Below are 16,629 nucleotides of genomic sequence, written 5' to 3'. Positions count from 1 at the left end.
GCGGCGACAAGAGGATCTGACCTGCGAGTACTTGGCTGGAGCGACACAGTCTCCGAGCAAGTCAGCAACTGCTACGGTACCCGTGCCGTCCACTCGGGTGTGCCGAACTTGGTGCGTACGAGATCCTCTGCCTGTGCCAACTCCTCAGGGGTCACTGTGCCCTGGGTGAGGCCGTGGCGCTTGCGGAAGGAGTCGATCATGTTGTCGATGACGGCCTTGCGTGGCAGGCCGGTCTGACGGCGGAGGGGGTCGACGCGCTTCTTGGCGCTTCTGGTGCCCTTGTCGGACATCTTTTCCTTGCCGATGCGCAGGACATCGAGCATCTTGTCGGCGTCGATGTCGTAGGACATCGTGACGTGATGCAGCACGGCGCCGGGCCCGCCGCCGGGGCCCACGATGCGCTTCTGGGCCGCTCCGGCGATCTTCCCGATGTCGGTCGCGATGTCGTTGAGCGGTTGGTACCAGGCTTTGATGCCCATGTCGCCGAGAGCTTCGAGGACCCAGTCGTCCAGGTAGGCGTAGCTATCGGCAAAGGAGAGGCCGGAGACGAGGGACTGGGGCACAGAAAGCGAGTAGGTGATGGTGCTACTCGGCTCTGCAAACATTGCCCCGCCTCCCGAGATGCGACGGACGACGGTGACACCGTGGCGTTCGATACCGGCCGGGTCGACTTCGTTGCGCAGCGACTGGAAGCTGCCGATGATCACGGCGGGAGAGTCCCACTCCCATACTCGTAGCGTCGGCGGGCGGCGCCCTGCGGCGACCTCGGTGGTGATGACCTCGTCGAGTGCCATATGGAGTGCGGGGGACTGGGGGGCTTCGTGGATGAGCTGCCAGTTGTAGTCGCTCCACTCGGTGGCCTGCGCGAGGGCCCGGCGTACGGCGACGGCGACGCCTTCCGAGGTCAGGCCCAGCATCACGGTGGAGGCGGGCAGTGCCGCGTCGATACGGGCGGTGAGCCCGGCGGTGTCGGTGTTGGCTGGGGCGCCCTCCAGGGCGGCGTCGATCGCGAGGATGGCCTCGTCGGGCTCGAGGAAAAAATCGCCGGCGACCCGTACGTTGCGCAGCGCGCCGCCCTCGACGTCCAGGTCCACCACGACGAGCTTGCCGCCGGGGACCTTGTACTCACCGTGCACAGCCATTCCTCCAAAGTCGCCCGACGGGCTTCTACGAATCCACTCCAACCAGACACAACCCAGCTGCCATGCGGTTTAATCCGCACATTCACCGTGATGAACCTGTTGACCGGGGTCACACCGAAAGGAAGGCTCCAGTAACTGCCCGCCGGACTGAACTCAAGCCTGCCGGTTCCGCACCTCGGCCCCCACCCGCACCGCGTCGCCGTGCCTGACCCAGGGGACGTGCAGGCATGGGCAGGTCGATGACGCCGCCCCTTGGCATTACCTGCGGGTCCTGCGGCCGGACAGCCGCTGTGCGCCGGTCGGCGGCGGTTGGCGCGGTGAGCCAATGTGGGTCGCGTACGGGGATAGCAAGGGCGGTGATGCGGTGGATGCGTCGGTCGTTCTCGCCGCCCGGCAGGAGCACGACGTCGGTGACGCTGGCGGAAAGATTGACTGCTGCGGATCCGCCCAGCTCGACGACGCGCGTACGAGCTGCCGCGGCATCGGCATGGACACCGCCAAGAACCAGTACCCGGCGTCCCGTCAGCGGCTTGTCCGAGGTGCTGACCGAGTTCTCCGGTTGGCGCGGGGCGGGGACGGATGCGCCGGGGGAGAGCGTGGGGAGGGCGGGTGCTTTCGGGGCGGGTGCGGTAGAGGTCGTGGTGGACACCGGCTCCACGGACCGGACTTGTGCCGTTTCCGGCTCCTTCACGGGGGCGACCGTCGCCTCATGAGCTGTTCCGGCCCGTACGTCGGCCAGCAGCCGCAGGAAGGTGTGCTCATCGATGACTGGCACGCCTTCGGCGAGTGCGCGCCGGGCCTTCGTCGAATCGGACGCCGGATCGTTGGTGACCAGCGCGCTGGTATGCCGGCTGACGGACGTCATCATGTTCAACCCGGCGGCAACCGCCCGCCCCACCAGCTCCGCCCGGGCGTGGGCGGTCTCACCGGATATCGCGATCTTCATCCCCTGCTGGAGTGGCCCGCCGGGAGTCAGCCGTCCCGGGTTCCGGTACGCACAGGGCGTCTTGGGCGGCTGCGGCGTGAACTGGGATTCTGCCCGGGGCGGGCAGGTCACCAGCGGCAACGGTAGATCGAGCAGCGCCGCCTCGCGCAGCGACGCCCGCAGGATCCCGGCCAGCACCCGGGTGTCGTCCAGCGCATCGTGCGCGTGCTGCTGCGGTACGCCGTAGTGGGCAGCGAGGGTGCCGAGCTTCATGTCGCTTGTCGGCGGATCCACCTGGCGGTTGAGGGCCAGGGTGCACAGCCGCTGCGACACCGGCAGCCACATCCGCGCACGGGCAAACTCGTAGGCCAGGAAGTCGTAGTCGAACTGGGCGTTGTGGGCGACCAGGACCCGGTCCTGGAGCATCGCCCCTATTTGCCCGGCGACCTGGTCGAAGGTTGGTGCGCCCCGCAGCCGTTCGACGGTCAGCCCGTGCACATCCACCGGCCCTGGGTCGCATCCCGGGTTGAGCAGGGTCGAGAACTCCCCGGTCTGCTCGCCGCCCGGACCGATCGTCACCACCGCGACGGACAGCACCCGGTCCCGCCTGGCAATGAGCCCGGAGGTCTCCACGTCGACCAAGGCCGTTGTCGACTCGCTCGAACCGGGTGTTCAGCCCCGTACCGAGCTCCACCACCGTGCCGGTGGGGTACTCCGCCAGGAAAGCGGCATTCCATCGGTCCAAGAGGCTGGTGCGGAGCACCGTGCCCAGCAGACTGGGTAGTTCGTCGAACCGGGCGAAGTCGTAGTCGATGGCCCCGACGATCTGCGTGGCCTTGTCGTCCCTCAGGGCCGGCTTCGGCTTGCGGCTTTCGACGGCTCGGCCGTACAGCGGGACGAGAAGGGTCTCCTGAACCGTTCCAAGGGCGATCGAGCGTTTAGTCATGCGCGGATCCACCTTCCCCGTCCGCACACCGTGTGGTGTGAGAAATGCCAGGGCGGGCGGTGCCGTGGCTGCGACCACCGCCCGCCCTGGAGTCATGTGAGTACGTCAGAGCGCCGCAGGCACCTCCGCGGGCACCGCTGCCTGCGCGGGACGGCTCTCCGGCGGGCTCGTCGGCTCCCGATCGTCGGCCCGGCCCCGGGTCCGGAGCTTCGCCGCGAGGCCGTGGCGCGGTGCGAGGAGCCAGACGACGGCGAAGACGGCGGTCAGGACGACGACGACCGAGCCACCCGCCGCGAGGTCGTACGTGTAGCTCACGTACAGTCCGGCCAGGCTGCCCGCGCAGCCGAAGAGGGACGCCAGCAGGGTCATCGCCCACAGCCGCTCGGTGAGCAGGCGAGCGGTGGCCGCCGGCGTGATGAGCAGCGCCAGGACCAGAATGTTGCCCACGGCTTCCAGCGACATCACGATGGTCGCCGTCACGACCACATACAGCGTCAGGTCCAGTGGCAGCACCGGCAGTCCGACCGCACGCGCCGTCTCGCGGTCGAGGCTGACCGCCACCAGCTCCTTTCGCAGTGCAAGCACGACCGCCACCAGGACAGCACCCATGACCGCGACCCGCCAGATGTCCGCCGCGTCGACGGCGAGGACCTGCCCGAAGAGGAAGGACGACAGGTCCGTCGTCCAGCTGTCGCGGGTCGAGACGAGCACGATGCCGAGCCCGAAGGCGAACGCGAAGAAGACCCCGATAATGGTGTCCTCCTTCAGCCGCCGGTTCTGTGAGACGAAGGCGATGAGCACCGCCGTCGTCACGCCGGCTGCGGCGCCGCCGAGCAGCAGGTTGCCCTCGAAGGCGTACGCGAGGGCCACGCCGGGGAACGCCGAGTGGGCTACCGCGTCGCCGATGAAGGCCATGCCCCGCAGGACGACGTAGACCCCGACGACCCCGCAGACCAGGCCCACAATGGCGGCAACGGTGAACGCACGCCGCATGAACGGCAGCGCCCATGGGTCGGTGAAGAAGGCCAGCAGGTCGGTCATGCCGCCACCTCCGCGCCGCTAACCGCCGCGACGGCGCGGTCGAGCCCGAAAGCGCGCAGCATCTGTTCCGCGTCGGACAGCAGTTCAGGTCCGCCTTCGGCGACGACCGTACGATTGAGGAGGACCACCCGCGTACAGGTGCGGGCGGCGGCAGCCAGATCGTGTGTGGTCATCAGTAGTCCTCTGCCCTCGGCCGCGAGGCGGCCGAACAGCTCGTTGAGCAGCTCCTGCGTGGGTACGTCCACGCCGGTGAACGGCTCGTCCAGGAGCAGCAGCCGGGGTTCTGCGGCGAGCGCCCGCGCCACCAGGACACGCTGGCGCTGCCCGCCCGACAGCTCCCCGATGGGACGGCGGCGGAGGTCGGTCAGACCCGCCAGCTCCAGCGCCGCGTCGGCCGCGGCCCGATCGTGTGCCCGGGGCCGCCGGAGCCAGCCGATCGTTCGGGTACGTCCACTCAGAACCGCGCCGGCCACGTCGATCGGGAAGTCCCAGGCGAAATCGTGGCGTTGGGGTACGTAGCCGACCGGGCCGCGCGCCTCGACGCTGCCCGACGAGGTCGCCGTGAGGCCCAGGACGGCGCGCAGCAGGGTGGTCTTGCCTGCGCCGTTCGGGCCGAGCAGACCGACCAGTTCACCGGCTCCGACGGTCAGCGAGGCGTCCTGTACGGCCGTACGGCCGCCCAGGACGACGGAGACCGTGTCGACGCCGAGCAGTTGCTGATCCGGGGCGCTCACGAGGTGCGCCTGCGGGTGAGGAAAACGGCGCCCGCGCCGGCCGCGGCGAGTGCGGCGGCCGTACCGGCGAGCAGGAGAGTGCCCTCCGAGCCGGTCTTGGCCATGGCCCCGCCGGTGGCAGATCCGGAGCCACTATTCGTACCGCCGGTGGTCCCGCCCGTGGCCGACCCGCCGCCGGTGGTGCCACCGGTCGAACCGCCGGTCGCACCCCCGGTGGAGCCACCACCTGTCGCCCCTCCCGTCGAACCCGCCGTCGACCCGCCTGTCGAGCCGCCGGTGGATCCGCCCACAGGCACCTGGTTCGGGTCGCCCGTGCCCACGCTGAAGGCCAGCGTCTCCGTGTCGCTCACCTTTGTCCCGTCGGCGAGCGTGGCGGACATCGTGAAGGTCAGCCGATACACGCCCTCCTTGCCGAAGGCCCAGCCGCCGTGCGCGTGGGTGTTCTGCGGCACGCCGAACGCGTCCGGTACTCCGTCCCCGCTGTTGAAGCGGACCGTCGCGCCCGACAGCCCGTCGTAGTTGTACAGCGCGAAGTCCCCTGGTCCCTCGGCCTTCGCCAGTTTGAACTCGACCTCGCCCTTGGTCGCGCCGGCCGCCATGTTGTCCGTGGACCAGCCCGGCCAAAGCAGCCCGGGCTGCTGCACCTGGTCGAGGAGCCAGATCGGGTCGCCCGCCTTCCCGAGGAAGGCGAAGTCCTTGTTCGCCGGGATCGTCTTCCTGGCCTCGGGCTTGACGTGCAGGACCACGGACGAGGGCTCGCGCCACACGGTCTTGCCCGGGACGGTGCCGTCCTTGACGTGGATCTGCAGTCGGCCGTCGACGACGCGGGCGGCGATGTCGACGTGTCCTTCGCCGAGGACCTTCTTGGCCGTCTCGACCGGCTCGGCGACCGGGAGCAGGTTGGGGGCCTGGGCGGCGACCTGCCGGTCGACGGGCGGCCCCGGGACAGTGGCCAACGGCTCCGTGCCGGGCTGTACGACAGGCGCCGGTTCGGGCCGTGGCTGCGGCTGGGCGAGGGCGGCGTCCCCGACCCGTACAGTGTACGAGGTCTCCGCGACCAGCGGCTGCTGCCCCGCCTCCGCTTGCGTCTGGGCCGTGAACGTCAGCGCGTACGTCCCGGGCGCGTCGAACGCCCAGCGGGTCTCGCCGCGCGCCGCGGCCGGCAGGTCGTATCCGTCGGGCAGCCCGTCAGAACTGTCGAACCGTACGAGGGGCTTGCCCCCGGTCTCCTCCTCGCCTTCGGCTTCCCCTTCGACCGGCTCGGTGACCCGCAGGATGCCCGGCCCCTCGACCCCGGTCAGGGACCAGCGCACGGAGCCCGCGGGCAGCGCGGACGTGTCCCATTCGGGGCTCAGCTCCCAGAGGTCCGCGCCGTTCGGCCCGGTCACCTTGTGGGTGTCGTCGACATCGATCATCCCGCCCTCGCCGAGGCTGAGCACGCCATCGGAGAGGGTGACGGGAGCGACGAAGAGCGGGGGCACGGGCGGAACGGTCATGGCCGTTCCACCGAGCGCGAGCGCACCCGCCGCCGCGAGGGCGATCCTGCTGTTCCGTACGAGCCTCATCGGGCTCAACTCCCCTCCCGGCCCAGGCAACGGGCCAGTTCGTTCGCGTTGTGTCGCATCATCGCGACGTAGTCGTGGACCTTGTCATCGAAGGAGTCGCCGTAGATGGTGCAGATACCGACGCCCTCGTCCTCGGCGACTCGGCGCAGGACATCGGCGCGCGCGGCGAGATTCGGCTCCAGGAAGACGGCCGGGACCTTCTTCTCGCGGATCGTGGCGCGGAGTTTCGCGATCTCCGCGGCGCTGGGCTCGCGGCTCGGCACGGGGACGACGAAGCCCGCGACCTCCATGCCGTAGGCCGTCGCCAGATAGCCGAAGGCGTCGTGCGTGGTGATCAGCTTGCGGTTCGCCGCCGGCACAGCGGCGAGCTTCCGGGCTACCTCGCCGTCGAGCGCACCCAGTTGCTTCAGATAGCGAGCCGCGTCGCGCTCGTACTCGGGCTTGCCCTTCGGGTCGGCCTTGATCAGCTCGGCCTCGATCCGGCGTACGTACGCTTCCGCGTTGGCGACGTCCTCCCAGGCGTGGGGGTCCATCTCGCCGTGGACGTGCTTGCCGATGACGGCCTGCGGCAGCACCCAGATGGGCGTGCCGGGCCGGCCGAGGAAGCGGTACGCCTCCTCCTTGGGCACCGTCTCCTTCGCCCGGTTCGGCACGGAAAGCACGACCGAGTCGGCCGGATGATGGGTGCGCTGTCCGGTCGTGGGATCGTCGGAACGCACCTGGACCGAGCGGCTCTGCGCGTTGACGGCGACATCAGCGTGCCCGCCGTCCAGGACGGTCTTCCCCGCCGGGGCGGGTACGCCGCCGACGACGAAGGTGATGGTCCCGCTGCCGATGGGCGCCGTCTTCCCGTCCAGGGTCTCCGACCGCCCCTCGACGGTCAGCCGGTACGTACCGGGCTTGCTGAATGCCCAGTTGACGTGGGTGTGAGCCTCCGGCGGCAGAGCGAAAGAGTCCTTCGCGTCGAAACCGTCGGTGGAGTCGATGTAGCTCCGCGGGGTGCCGAGGGTGTCCGTCAGATAGACCTGAAGATCGCCCGGCCCTTCCAGCTTCGTCGCCGTCGTACGGACCTGGGAGCCATCGCCTGCCACTTCGCCCTCGACGGCCCACCCCAGCCACAGGACGTTGAGGCCCAGGTCCTCCTTGAGCTTGATGACCGAGCCGCCGTACTGCTCCAGCTTCTCGCTGATCGGTACCTTCGGCGTGCTCTTGGGCGCGTTGGTGTGGATTATCTTCATGATCCCGGGCTCTTCGAGGAGCAGCCCGTTGCTGAAGATGAGATCCGACTTTGCGATCCGGGCGGCGTCGCCGGGGCTCGGCTCGTACGAATGGGGGTCGCCGTGGTGCGGTACGACGGAGGTCACGTCGACCCGGTCGCCGCCCACGTTGCGCACCAAGTCGGCGATGATCGCGGTGGTCGTGGAGACGGTGAGCTCGGCGTCCTTGGACGTCCCGCTGGATCCGGCACCGCAGCCGGACGCGAACAGGGCGGTCGCGAGTGCTGCGGCGGTGACGGCCCCGGCGCCGCGGACGCGGCTCACCGTACGCCCCTCTTACGGCGGACGACAACGACGGCCGCGACGCCCGCCGCAAGCGCGGCGGCCGCGATACCCATCGGCAGGGCGACGCCCGCACCGGTCGACGCCAGACGGCCGCCGCCGCCCGTGGGCGCGGTGGTGATAGCGCCGCCGCCTCCTGAGGGGAAGCTGGGGGCGGGCGCGCCGGTGGCCGAGGGTGTGCTGGTCGTGGTCGCCGACGGGCTTCCCGTTGGGGCCGGCGGCTCGGTGGGGGTAGCGGACGGACTGCCAGGGGCGGACGTCGTGGGGGTCGGCGTAGGCGTGACCGAGGGAGATGCCGTACTGGGCGTCGGGGTCGGCGTGGGAGTCAGCGTCGGCGTGGACGTCGGGTTCGTGCCGTCTCCAGGTACGACCGTCCCCGGGTCCACGTCGTCGCCGACGACCACGGCCAGCGTCTCCCGGTCGGAGACCGTGGCACCGGAAGGCAGCGTGGCCGTCATCTGCATCGTGATCCGGTAGACGCCCTCCGCGTTGAAGATCCACAGCGGGTGCGCGTGCGTGAACGCGGGCAGGTCGACCGCGCCCGGCTCGGTCTTCGCGCCGTCCACGGTGACGCCGATGCGCATGCCGAGTTCAGGATCGTCCTCCCACTGACCCAGCACGAATCGCCCCGGCGCCTCGATCTTCGGGAAGGTGACCTTCACCCCGCCTGACACGTCCGCCGGCAGGATCTCCAGGGTGTTCCAACCAGGCCAGAGCAGCCCTTCCTCCACCTCGAAGTCCTTGTCGACCCAGAGGCTGCTGCCCGGCTCACCGAACCCCTCGAACTGCGGGACGTCCTCGCGCGGCGGGATGACGATCTCGTGGCGGGGGTCGAAGTGCAGCAGGACGTCGGAGGGTTCGCGCCAGACGGGTGCGCCGGCAACCGTCCCGTCCTTGATCCGGAACTCCAGCCGCCCGTTCCTCAGCCGGGCCGCCAGGTCGAGATGGCCGCCGTTCAGGACAACGCGCTCTCCGGCGGGGGCCTCCCTCGGCGGAGTGTCGGCTGCGTAGGCGAGGGGTGCGGCGGTGAGCAGCGACAGGGCGACTGCGAGTGTGGCGGCACGTACGGAACGGGGTGTGATGGGGGCCCGCATGACGGGGCGTCTCCTTCAGACGAGAGAGCAGGGGACCACGGCCGCGCCGGGGACAGTTCGAACGGCGGGCAAGACCCGCCCCCGGCACGGGGCTTGTGACGCGGGTCGGGTCAGCCGACCTGGAAGGCGTACGTCGCCGAGGTCGGGCCGACCGGCGTGCCGTTCGTCAGCGTGCCGCTCACTTGGAAGGTGGCGGTGTACGAACCGGCCTTGGTGAAGACCCAGTTGGCGTGGTCGTGCTCGCCCGCAGCGACGTCCCGGGTGTTGGTGAGCGTGGCGTCCCCGCTGTCGTAGGAGCGGTTGCTCTTCGGGCAGAGCCCGTTCTTGTAGACGGTGAGCTTGCCAGGACCACTGACGGAGGTGAGCTTGACCTGCACCTTGTCGCTCTGGAAGACACCGGTGGAGAGGTGCTCGCCGGAGATGCCCGGCCACAGCAGGTTGGCGTTCTCCACCTGCGGCAGGCGGTAGACGGTGGAGCCCGCGGTGCCCAGGTGGCTGTAGCAGGTACCGGTGGGCACGGTGTACGCGGCGGTCGGCAGGGCCTGGAGGACGACGTCCGCCGGGGCGTACTCGACGTCCGGGGTCACCGACTCGTCGTGGACGTGCAGTTCGAGGGCGCCGGCGGCGTACTCGACATCGAGGACATCGACGTGCCCCTTGGAGAGAGTGGTTCCGGCAGCGTAGGCGGTGGAGAGTCCGCCGACGGCGATGGCCGCGGCTATGGAACCGGCGACAGTGAGAGTGCGCGTGAAGGCACGCAAAAGAAGCCCTCCTTGGGCAATGGTTGAGTGTGCGCGAACAAGGAAGACGATAATCGTTTTCAAGAAGCATGTGCAACAGGTTCGGCATGCGCACCCATGCGACAGGCGCGGCGTGTGCACGCCGGAGACAGACTCAGCGCAGTCGGCGGTCTTCCAGCGGAGCTGCCCGCAGTTCCGCCTCGGCCGGTCCGGGCAGAAGGTCACTCCGGGGAGGAAGCCGGCGTGCGCCTGCTCTCGCATGCGCACCCGGGACAGGCCGAACTTCCGCAGGTGCCCGCGGGGCCGTCCGTCGACACTGTCCCGGTTGCGCACCCGGGTGGCACTGGCGTTCCGGGGCTGCTCGCGCAGCTCGGCCAGGGCGGCGCCGCGTTGGCGGCATGTTGGTATTCGTGCAGGGTTCCGACGAGTCGGTCTCGTCGGCGGACCTCCAGGTGTCTGATCTTCCCTGGTGCGTTGAAAGTGTGCGGGAGTGATCGGAGCGGAGAGGCTTGGCCCGGTCCACGACGAAGAGGACAACGTCAACCGGGCGCTCGGGATCGCCGACATCGTCGGGAACGTCGCGATGTTCGTCCCCGTGGGATGGCTGCTGCGCGTGGTGCTGCCGCGGGCGGGGGCGGTGGTCGCGGCGGGTGCGGGCCTGTCGCTGCTCATCGGGCTCGGCCAGTTGCTGTTGAGCCGCGCCGCCGACGTCAACGACGTCATGCTCACCTCGTGCGGGTGGGTCCTGGGCGCCGGGCTCACCCGGTTTCGTACGCGGGCCTCGTAGCCTTGCCTCAAAGTCCGGTCTCCGACGCTCAGAAACCCGGCTTTCGGCCGGTGGGTGACCGGCAGTGGAAGGGTCGGTGAAACTGGGTCATCTCTAGTTGCCGGGCGTGGTGCGAGCACTGCAGGGTTGGGGCCGACCGCCGATCTCCTCACCACGGAAGTGCTTGACTGTGCGTCTACTGACGTTTCTCGCCTCCCTTGTTGCTGTCCTCTTCGTCGCCACTCCGGCACAGGCGCACGTCCGCGAGACCTCGGTCTCGGTCGACCTGCGCAGCCAGCGCGACGGCGTCGCGGCTGTCGTAGACATGGAGTACGACGTCCTCGCCCGGCTGCTGAGCCTCGACGGTGCCCTGAGCCCGGACGCGGTCGGCGTGGACGGCGCGGCCGCCGAGGTGCCGACCGGGGTGCGGCGCAGTTCGCTGGACGCGCACGCGAGCGATGTGGCGGAGTACGTCGGCGAGCGGCTGCGGCTGAGCCGCGGCTCGATCGGGTGCACCGCTGCGGACGGCGCCCGCGTCGAACTCGCCGACTCCGGCGCGGCGCGGGTCGCGCTCGCCTACGACTGCCCGGCGTCCGGGGCGCTCACCGTCCGCAGTGACATCTTCCGCCCCTCCGACGGCGTCATCGACGGCACCACCACGAAGGTGGTCTACGACATCGATGGCAGCCGCGGTTCGACGCTGCTCGACACCGCCCGCACCAGCGTCACGGTGGGGCACACCGATCTGCTCAGTGAGATCCCGCGGTTCGTCAAGCTCGGGGCAGAGCACCTGTACTTCGGGCTCGACCATGTGCTGTTCCTGCTGGCGCTGCTGCTGGGCGCGAAGCGGCTGCGCGACGTTGTCGGGGTCGTCACGGCCTTCACGGTCGCGCACTCGGTGACCCTGGTGCCGGCCGCGATCGGCTGGGTCAGCGTGCCCGGGTGGATCGTCGAGCCGCTCATCGCGCTGTCGATCGCGTTCGTCGCGCTCGACAACCTGCTCTCGACGAGGACGAGGCACCGGCTGCCCGTGGTCTTCGGCTTCGGGCTGCTGCACGGGCTGGGCTTCGCGGGCGCGCTCAGCATCGACGGGCCGCTGTCGGTTTCGATGCTGGCCAACCTGGTCGCCTTCAACGTCGGCATCGAACTCGCCCAGTTGACGATGATCGCGCTCGCCTTCCCGGCGCTGCTGTTCCTGCGCAGGGCCGCGACCACGCCGGTCGCCGCCCGCGCCCTCAAGCTCGGCACCGTCGCGGCGACCGTCGTCGTCGCAGGTACCGGTCTGGTCTGGTTCGTCGAACGTTCCCCGCTCCTGACCTGACACCCACCTCCCCGCACTCTTAAGGATCCCGATGTCCGTGTTCACCTGGACACGCGCGCACATGCGCGCTGTCCTGTACACCACCATGCTGGGGCTCGCCTCCAGTGTGGTGGCGGGCCCGCTCACGCTGTACGCGGCGACCGCCATAGACCCGCCGGAGGCCACCGTCAGCGGCGTCGCGTACGTCGACGCCAACAGCGACGGCCAGCGCAGCTCCGACGAGGCCGGCCTGGCCGGTGTGCGCGTCTCCGACGGCACGGTCAACACCACGACCGCCGCCGACGGCTCCTACTCGCTGACGATCTCCACCGACCGTCGTAAGACGGACATAGTGTGGGCCGGCCAGCCGCGGGGCTACCGGTTCGGCCTGGACGAGTACAAGGAGCCGAGGTTCTGGGCCAACCTCGGCCAGCTCGCCGACGACGCCACCCCGACCGCGGACTTCGCGCTCGTCCGTGACGAACTCTCCGACGGCGACAACTTCTCCTGGGCCAACATCGCCGACCCGCACGTCAACGCACAGCTGCCCGACCAGGTACGCGAGATCAACTCCACGGGCACCGACCTGCGGTTCATCGCGGTCAGCGGCGACCTCACCAACGACGCCAGCCAGGGGCAGTTCGACGCGTACCGTCGCGGCACCCAGCAGTCGGCCGTCGGCGTCTGGCCGGCCGTCGGCAACCACGAGTACGCGGGCGGGTCGGCGTACGCGGACAGGATCGACAACTACCGCAAGAACCTCGGTCCGGAGTGGTACTCGTTCAACTACGGCAACCGGCACTTCGTGGTGCTGGAGAACAATGGCTCGGCGCCGTTCGAGGAGGAGCTGAACTGGCTCAAGGACGACCTCGCCGCGAGCGTTCCACTCGACGACGACCCGACCAACGACATCGAGGTCGTCGTCCTCACCCACCAGCCGATGAACGTCCCGTTCGGCTCGCCGTCGACGTACGACGCCTTCGGTGACGTGCTCGAGCACTACAAGGCGCAGCTGATCCTGGTCGGCCACGAGCACTCCAACCACGTCGAGAACAAATCGGCGTTCGCCCCGACCGCCAAGCACATCCAGACCGTGTCGAGCTCCTACACGATCGACAACGCGCCCCGCGGCTTCCGCTACATCCACATGGCGGGTCCGGGCTTCGAGAACCCGTTCCGGATGTACGGCGAGAACGAGCACCTCACCATCGTCAGCCCCGCGCCGGGCTCGAAGGTGCCGGCCGCGGAGTTCCCGGGCATCCAGATCAACGCCTACGACACCGGCGACGAGGTCGTCTCGGCGAGCTACCGGATCGCCGGCGACAAGAACTGGATGCCGCTGCACCACAGCGGCGAGTTCACCTGGCAGAGCAACCTGCCCAACAGCCTGCAGACGGTCGGTGAGCACAGCGTCGAGGTGAAGGTGGTCGACGCGGCGGGCAAGACCTGGACCAAGTCCGCGGACTTCACCCTCACCGACGAGCCGGCGCTCAAGCCGGTCGCCGGCGGTGACTGGGACCAGCACCACGGCAACGAGGGCCACTCCGGTGTCGCGCCGGCGCAGGAGGCCGGCCGCCGCCTGGCCTGGAGCTTCCGCACCAACGGCACCTTCCTCACCGGGTCGCCGGTCATCCACGACGGCGTCGTCTACGCGGGCACCCGCGACGAGAACGGCGACGGCAACAGCCGGATCCACGCCGTCCAGCTCAAGAACGGCAAGGAGCTGTGGAACTTCGAGGTGCCGCAGTCCATCCACGGCAGCCTCGCCTACGGCGACGGCCTGATCTTCGCGCCGACCCTGGGCTCGGAGCTGTACGCCGTGGACGCGGCGACCGGCAAGCTGCGCTGGAAGGCCGAGCCCGAGGAGGCGCCGGCCCCGAACAACCAGCGCACCTACGGCTACTACTCGCCGGCCGTCTCCGGCCACACCGTGCTCTGGCCCTACCAGACCCGCTTCGGCATCGGCAGCCAGGGCGTCCTCAAGGCGCTCGACACCCGCACCGGCGAGCAGATCTGGGCCTCCCCGATGTCCGGCGCGACCATGAGCGACGGCACGCCCGCCGTCATGGACGGCACCGTGTACGTCGGCAACCAGACCGCCGACCGCGTGCTCGCCTACGACCTGGCCACCGGCGCCCGCAAGTGGACCGGAGCCGAGTCCCTCGGCGGCTGGCAGGACGGCGTGCCGACCGCGGCCGAGGGCAAGGTCTTCATCGGCTCCAACAACGGCATCGCCGCCCGCGACGCCAAGACCGGTGAGACGCTGTGGACCTACCGGAGCTCGCGTTCCTCGCTCGTCTCGAGCGGCTCGACCCCGAGCGCCGCGGCCGTCAAGAACGGCGTCGTCTACATGGGCTTCCCGAGCGGCGCCGTCGTCGCCCTCGACGCCCAGACCGGCAACGTCCTCTGGGAGCGGCTGCTGCCCGGCGACATCTACCACGGTGGCGTCATGTCCAGCCCGGTCGTGGCCGGTGACACGCTCTTCGTCGGCGCCAACAACGGCAGGTTCTACGCCCTGGCCACCGACACCGGCCAGATCCTGTGGAACCACGAGACCGGCACCTGGGTGGGCGCCGGCCCTGCCGTCAGCGGCAACACCGTTGTGACGGGCGCCTGGGACGGCAACCTCTACGCCTACGTGCCGGGCGGCGAGTCCGCGCAGCGCTGGGCGACCGTGACCGGTACGGTCAGCGACCCGGAGACGGGCGCTCCGATCGCCGGCGCGAAGGTCACCGCCGTCGCCGCCGGTCAGGACACCGCGGTGACCAGCACCGACGCCCAGGGCAAGTACCGCATCGGCGTGCCGGCTTCGACCTGGACCGTTTCGGCGGCCAAGCGCGGCCTGATCGCCGACGACCGCTCGGAGGTCAGCGTCACGGTCGGCACCACCGGCAACGAGAAGGCCGACCTGAAGCTGATCAAGGTGATCCACCCGGTCGCCGGCAAGTCGACGTACGCGCCGGACTACGGCAACGGCAGCACGCGCAAGGACGTCGTCACGGGCAGGGAGTACTACTACCTGGCCAACGACAAGGTCCGGGCGTCCGTGACGCCGTACACCGGCGGCAACAACGGTGTCGGCGGTCTGGGCCAGGGCGAGCTGTCGGACGTCATGCTCAACGACGCCAACGGCGCCGAGACCCTTGACTGGGGCGAGATGCTGCTGCGTCCGAGCCTCACGCCGCCCGACTCGTGGGACCGGCCGAACGACCAGCTCGACCTGCCCGACCTCGCGGTCGACGGCGCTTCTGTGGTCGGCAACGGTCAGTACCGGGCGAACGAGGCCATCAAGGCGCAAGTCCGCTACGAGACCCTGCCCGACGCTCCGGTCGTCAAGATGACGGTCAAGCTGACCAACACCGGCACCACGGGCTACCAGGGCTACTTCAACTACATGATCGACCCCGACAGCTCGGTCGACAACGGCCGGATCCCCGGGTTCAGCGGCACCAACCCGGGTCTGAAGACCTCGGGCTGGACCGGGAACTACGTCTACGTCGGTGCTGACACGGCCACCACGAACGGCCAGGCCGCCCACGGTCTCGCCTGGGCACAGGACACGCCGGCCGCGGTCGGTGCGTACGGCTACATCGAGGGTCTTTACTACGACGCCACGATGGAGCCCGGTGCCACCAAGCAGTTCAGCTTCTACCACCTGACCGACTACGCGACCGCCGGTGGCGACCCCACCCGCAACATCGCGAAGTGGGCCGACGAGATCGACCTGCACGACGAGGCCGTCCCGGACGCCGCTCGCGCGACCGGCACGATCACCGCGGACGGCTCCGCCGTCTCCGGTGCCCGGGTCGCCCTCGAGCAGGACGGCAAGGTGGTCGCGACCACGAGCACCGACGCCCAGGGCAAGTACCGCGTCAAGGCCCCGGCCGGTCAGTACGACGTCCGGGTGTCCAAGCTGGGCTACCAGACGGCCGCCGACAAGGTCACCGTGCCGGCGGCGGGCAGCGGCGTCGCCGACGTCGCGCTGAGCCCGGTCAAGGTCGAGGCGAGCTACGGCAAGCAGATCGGCTCGGGTCTGGTCGAGGCAGGCCACGGCGACGTCATGCTCGAGAACGACAAGCTCTCGATGGCGATCGCCGACGCTTTCAACGACTCGCAGCTCTCCGGTAGCACCCGCGGCAAGCCGGTCGACATCGCCGTCCGCGGCAAGGCCGACCAGTTCGACTGGATCAACCTGCCCTACGTCTCGGCGACCCAGCCGACCGGCGATAACGCGTGGGACGTCCGGACGGTGGGGGCGACCGATGTCAAGATCGTCCAGGCGACCGGCGACAAGGCCGTCGTCCGGGTATACGGGCCGGTCAATGGCTTCACGGGTCTGACAGCGACGACGACGTACACGCTGAAGCCGGGCGACAACTTCGCCACGGTCTCGACGGAGCTGAGCAACTCCGGCTCGGTTCCACTCAGCGTGTGGACCGGTGACGTGATGGACCACGACGCGGCCGGCACGGCCAGTGTCATCCCGGGCGCCGGCATCGTGACACCGGGTGCGACGGCGGCGTACACCCCGACCAAGCCGTACATCGGCATGACCGGGACCGACCCGCAGGTATTCGGTCTCGTCTACGGCACGCCGGCCAGCGCCTTCGACGTCTACGCCGCGGGCAACTGGGTGATGAGCCGGTTCAAGGTCGACGTGCCGGCGGAGGGCTCCTACACCCTCACCCGCAAGCTCGTCGTCACCCCGGGCATCGACGCGGTGGGCATCCTCGACGAGGTCCCCGCGCCGTAACGCACACCCACCCCACCACACGGGGCCGGCCCGGACTCCAACCGGGCCGGCCCCGTGCGCCGAT

Annotated in this window: 10 protein-coding genes and 2 pseudogenes; 3 read left to right on the top strand and 9 right to left on the bottom strand. The window is 69.7% G+C overall.

Annotated elements, in window-relative coordinates:
• Positions 1 to 71 precede the first annotated feature (71 nt).
• From OH809_RS07920 to OH809_RS07880, 9 genes and pseudogenes are all read right to left on the bottom strand, one after another.
• A complete protein-coding gene (locus OH809_RS07920; RefSeq protein WP_406425304.1) occupies positions 72 to 1,136 on the bottom strand; it encodes a biotin/lipoate A/B protein ligase family protein in 1,065 nt (354 codons plus the stop codon).
• Between the two features lie 229 nt (positions 1,137 to 1,365).
• Positions 1,366 to 2,709 (bottom strand): annotated as a pseudogene (locus OH809_RS07915) (exonuclease domain-containing protein); the annotation flags it as partial.
• Between the two features lie 409 nt (positions 2,710 to 3,118).
• Entirely contained in the window at positions 3,119 to 4,054 is a 936-nt protein-coding gene (locus OH809_RS07910) for an anchored repeat-type ABC transporter permease subunit (RefSeq protein WP_406514961.1), read from the bottom strand.
• Positions 4,051 to 4,788 (bottom strand): anchored repeat-type ABC transporter ATP-binding subunit, encoded by a 738-nt coding sequence (locus OH809_RS07905; protein WP_406423084.1) that lies wholly within the window; start codon positions 4,786 to 4,788, stop codon positions 4,051 to 4,053. The genes OH809_RS07910 and OH809_RS07905 overlap by 4 nt, the downstream gene beginning before the upstream one ends.
• Positions 4,785 to 6,353 (bottom strand): choice-of-anchor M domain-containing protein, encoded by a 1,569-nt coding sequence (locus tag OH809_RS07900; RefSeq protein ID WP_406514960.1) that lies wholly within the window; start codon positions 6,351 to 6,353, stop codon positions 4,785 to 4,787. Before OH809_RS07900 ends, OH809_RS07905 begins: the two co-directional genes overlap by 4 nt.
• A 5-nt stretch (positions 6,354 to 6,358) precedes the next feature.
• Positions 6,359 to 7,894, bottom strand: coding sequence for an anchored repeat ABC transporter, substrate-binding protein (locus tag OH809_RS07895; protein WP_406514959.1), 1,536 nt, complete (start codon positions 7,892 to 7,894; stop codon positions 6,359 to 6,361).
• Complete coding sequence (locus OH809_RS07890) at positions 7,891 to 9,006, bottom strand: choice-of-anchor M domain-containing protein (RefSeq protein ID WP_406423087.1); 1,116 nt, start codon at positions 9,004 to 9,006, stop codon at positions 7,891 to 7,893. The genes OH809_RS07895 and OH809_RS07890 overlap by 4 nt, the downstream gene beginning before the upstream one ends.
• A gap of 110 nt (positions 9,007 to 9,116) precedes the next feature.
• On the bottom strand, positions 9,117 to 9,767 hold the full coding sequence (locus tag OH809_RS07885) for a choice-of-anchor M domain-containing protein (RefSeq protein ID WP_406425306.1): 651 nt from the start codon (positions 9,765 to 9,767) through the stop codon (positions 9,117 to 9,119).
• A 198-nt stretch (positions 9,768 to 9,965) separates the two neighbouring features.
• A pseudogene (locus tag OH809_RS07880) lies at positions 9,966 to 10,136 on the bottom strand (30S ribosomal protein S14); the annotation flags it as partial.
• A 100-nt stretch (positions 10,137 to 10,236) separates the two neighbouring features.
• Between OH809_RS07880 and OH809_RS07875 the strand changes: the two are divergent.
• The 3 genes from OH809_RS07875 (at position 10,237) to OH809_RS07865 (ending at position 16,565) form a co-directional block, all read left to right on the top strand.
• Positions 10,237 to 10,533 carry a VanZ family protein gene (locus tag OH809_RS07875; protein WP_406514958.1) on the top strand — a complete coding sequence of 99 codons (297 nt, stop codon included), beginning with the start codon at positions 10,237 to 10,239 and terminating at the stop codon, positions 10,531 to 10,533.
• A gap of 169 nt (positions 10,534 to 10,702) precedes the next feature.
• Positions 10,703 to 11,833: a HupE/UreJ family protein gene (locus OH809_RS07870; protein ID WP_406516236.1), complete on the top strand. Its 1,131-nt coding sequence runs from the start codon at positions 10,703 to 10,705 to the stop codon at positions 11,831 to 11,833.
• 31 nt (positions 11,834 to 11,864) lie between these two features.
• Complete coding sequence (locus tag OH809_RS07865; protein ID WP_406514957.1) at positions 11,865 to 16,565, top strand: PQQ-binding-like beta-propeller repeat protein; 4,701 nt, start codon at positions 11,865 to 11,867, stop codon at positions 16,563 to 16,565.
• The last annotated feature ends 64 nt before the right edge of the window (positions 16,566 to 16,629 follow it).

Source organism: Streptomyces sp. NBC_00873 (genome assembly GCF_045207415.1).
GTDB lineage: Bacteria > Actinomycetota > Actinomycetes > Streptomycetales > Streptomycetaceae > Streptomyces.
Note: the sequence above shows the minus strand (reverse complement) of the source record. Positions and strands in the feature narration are given on the sequence as shown.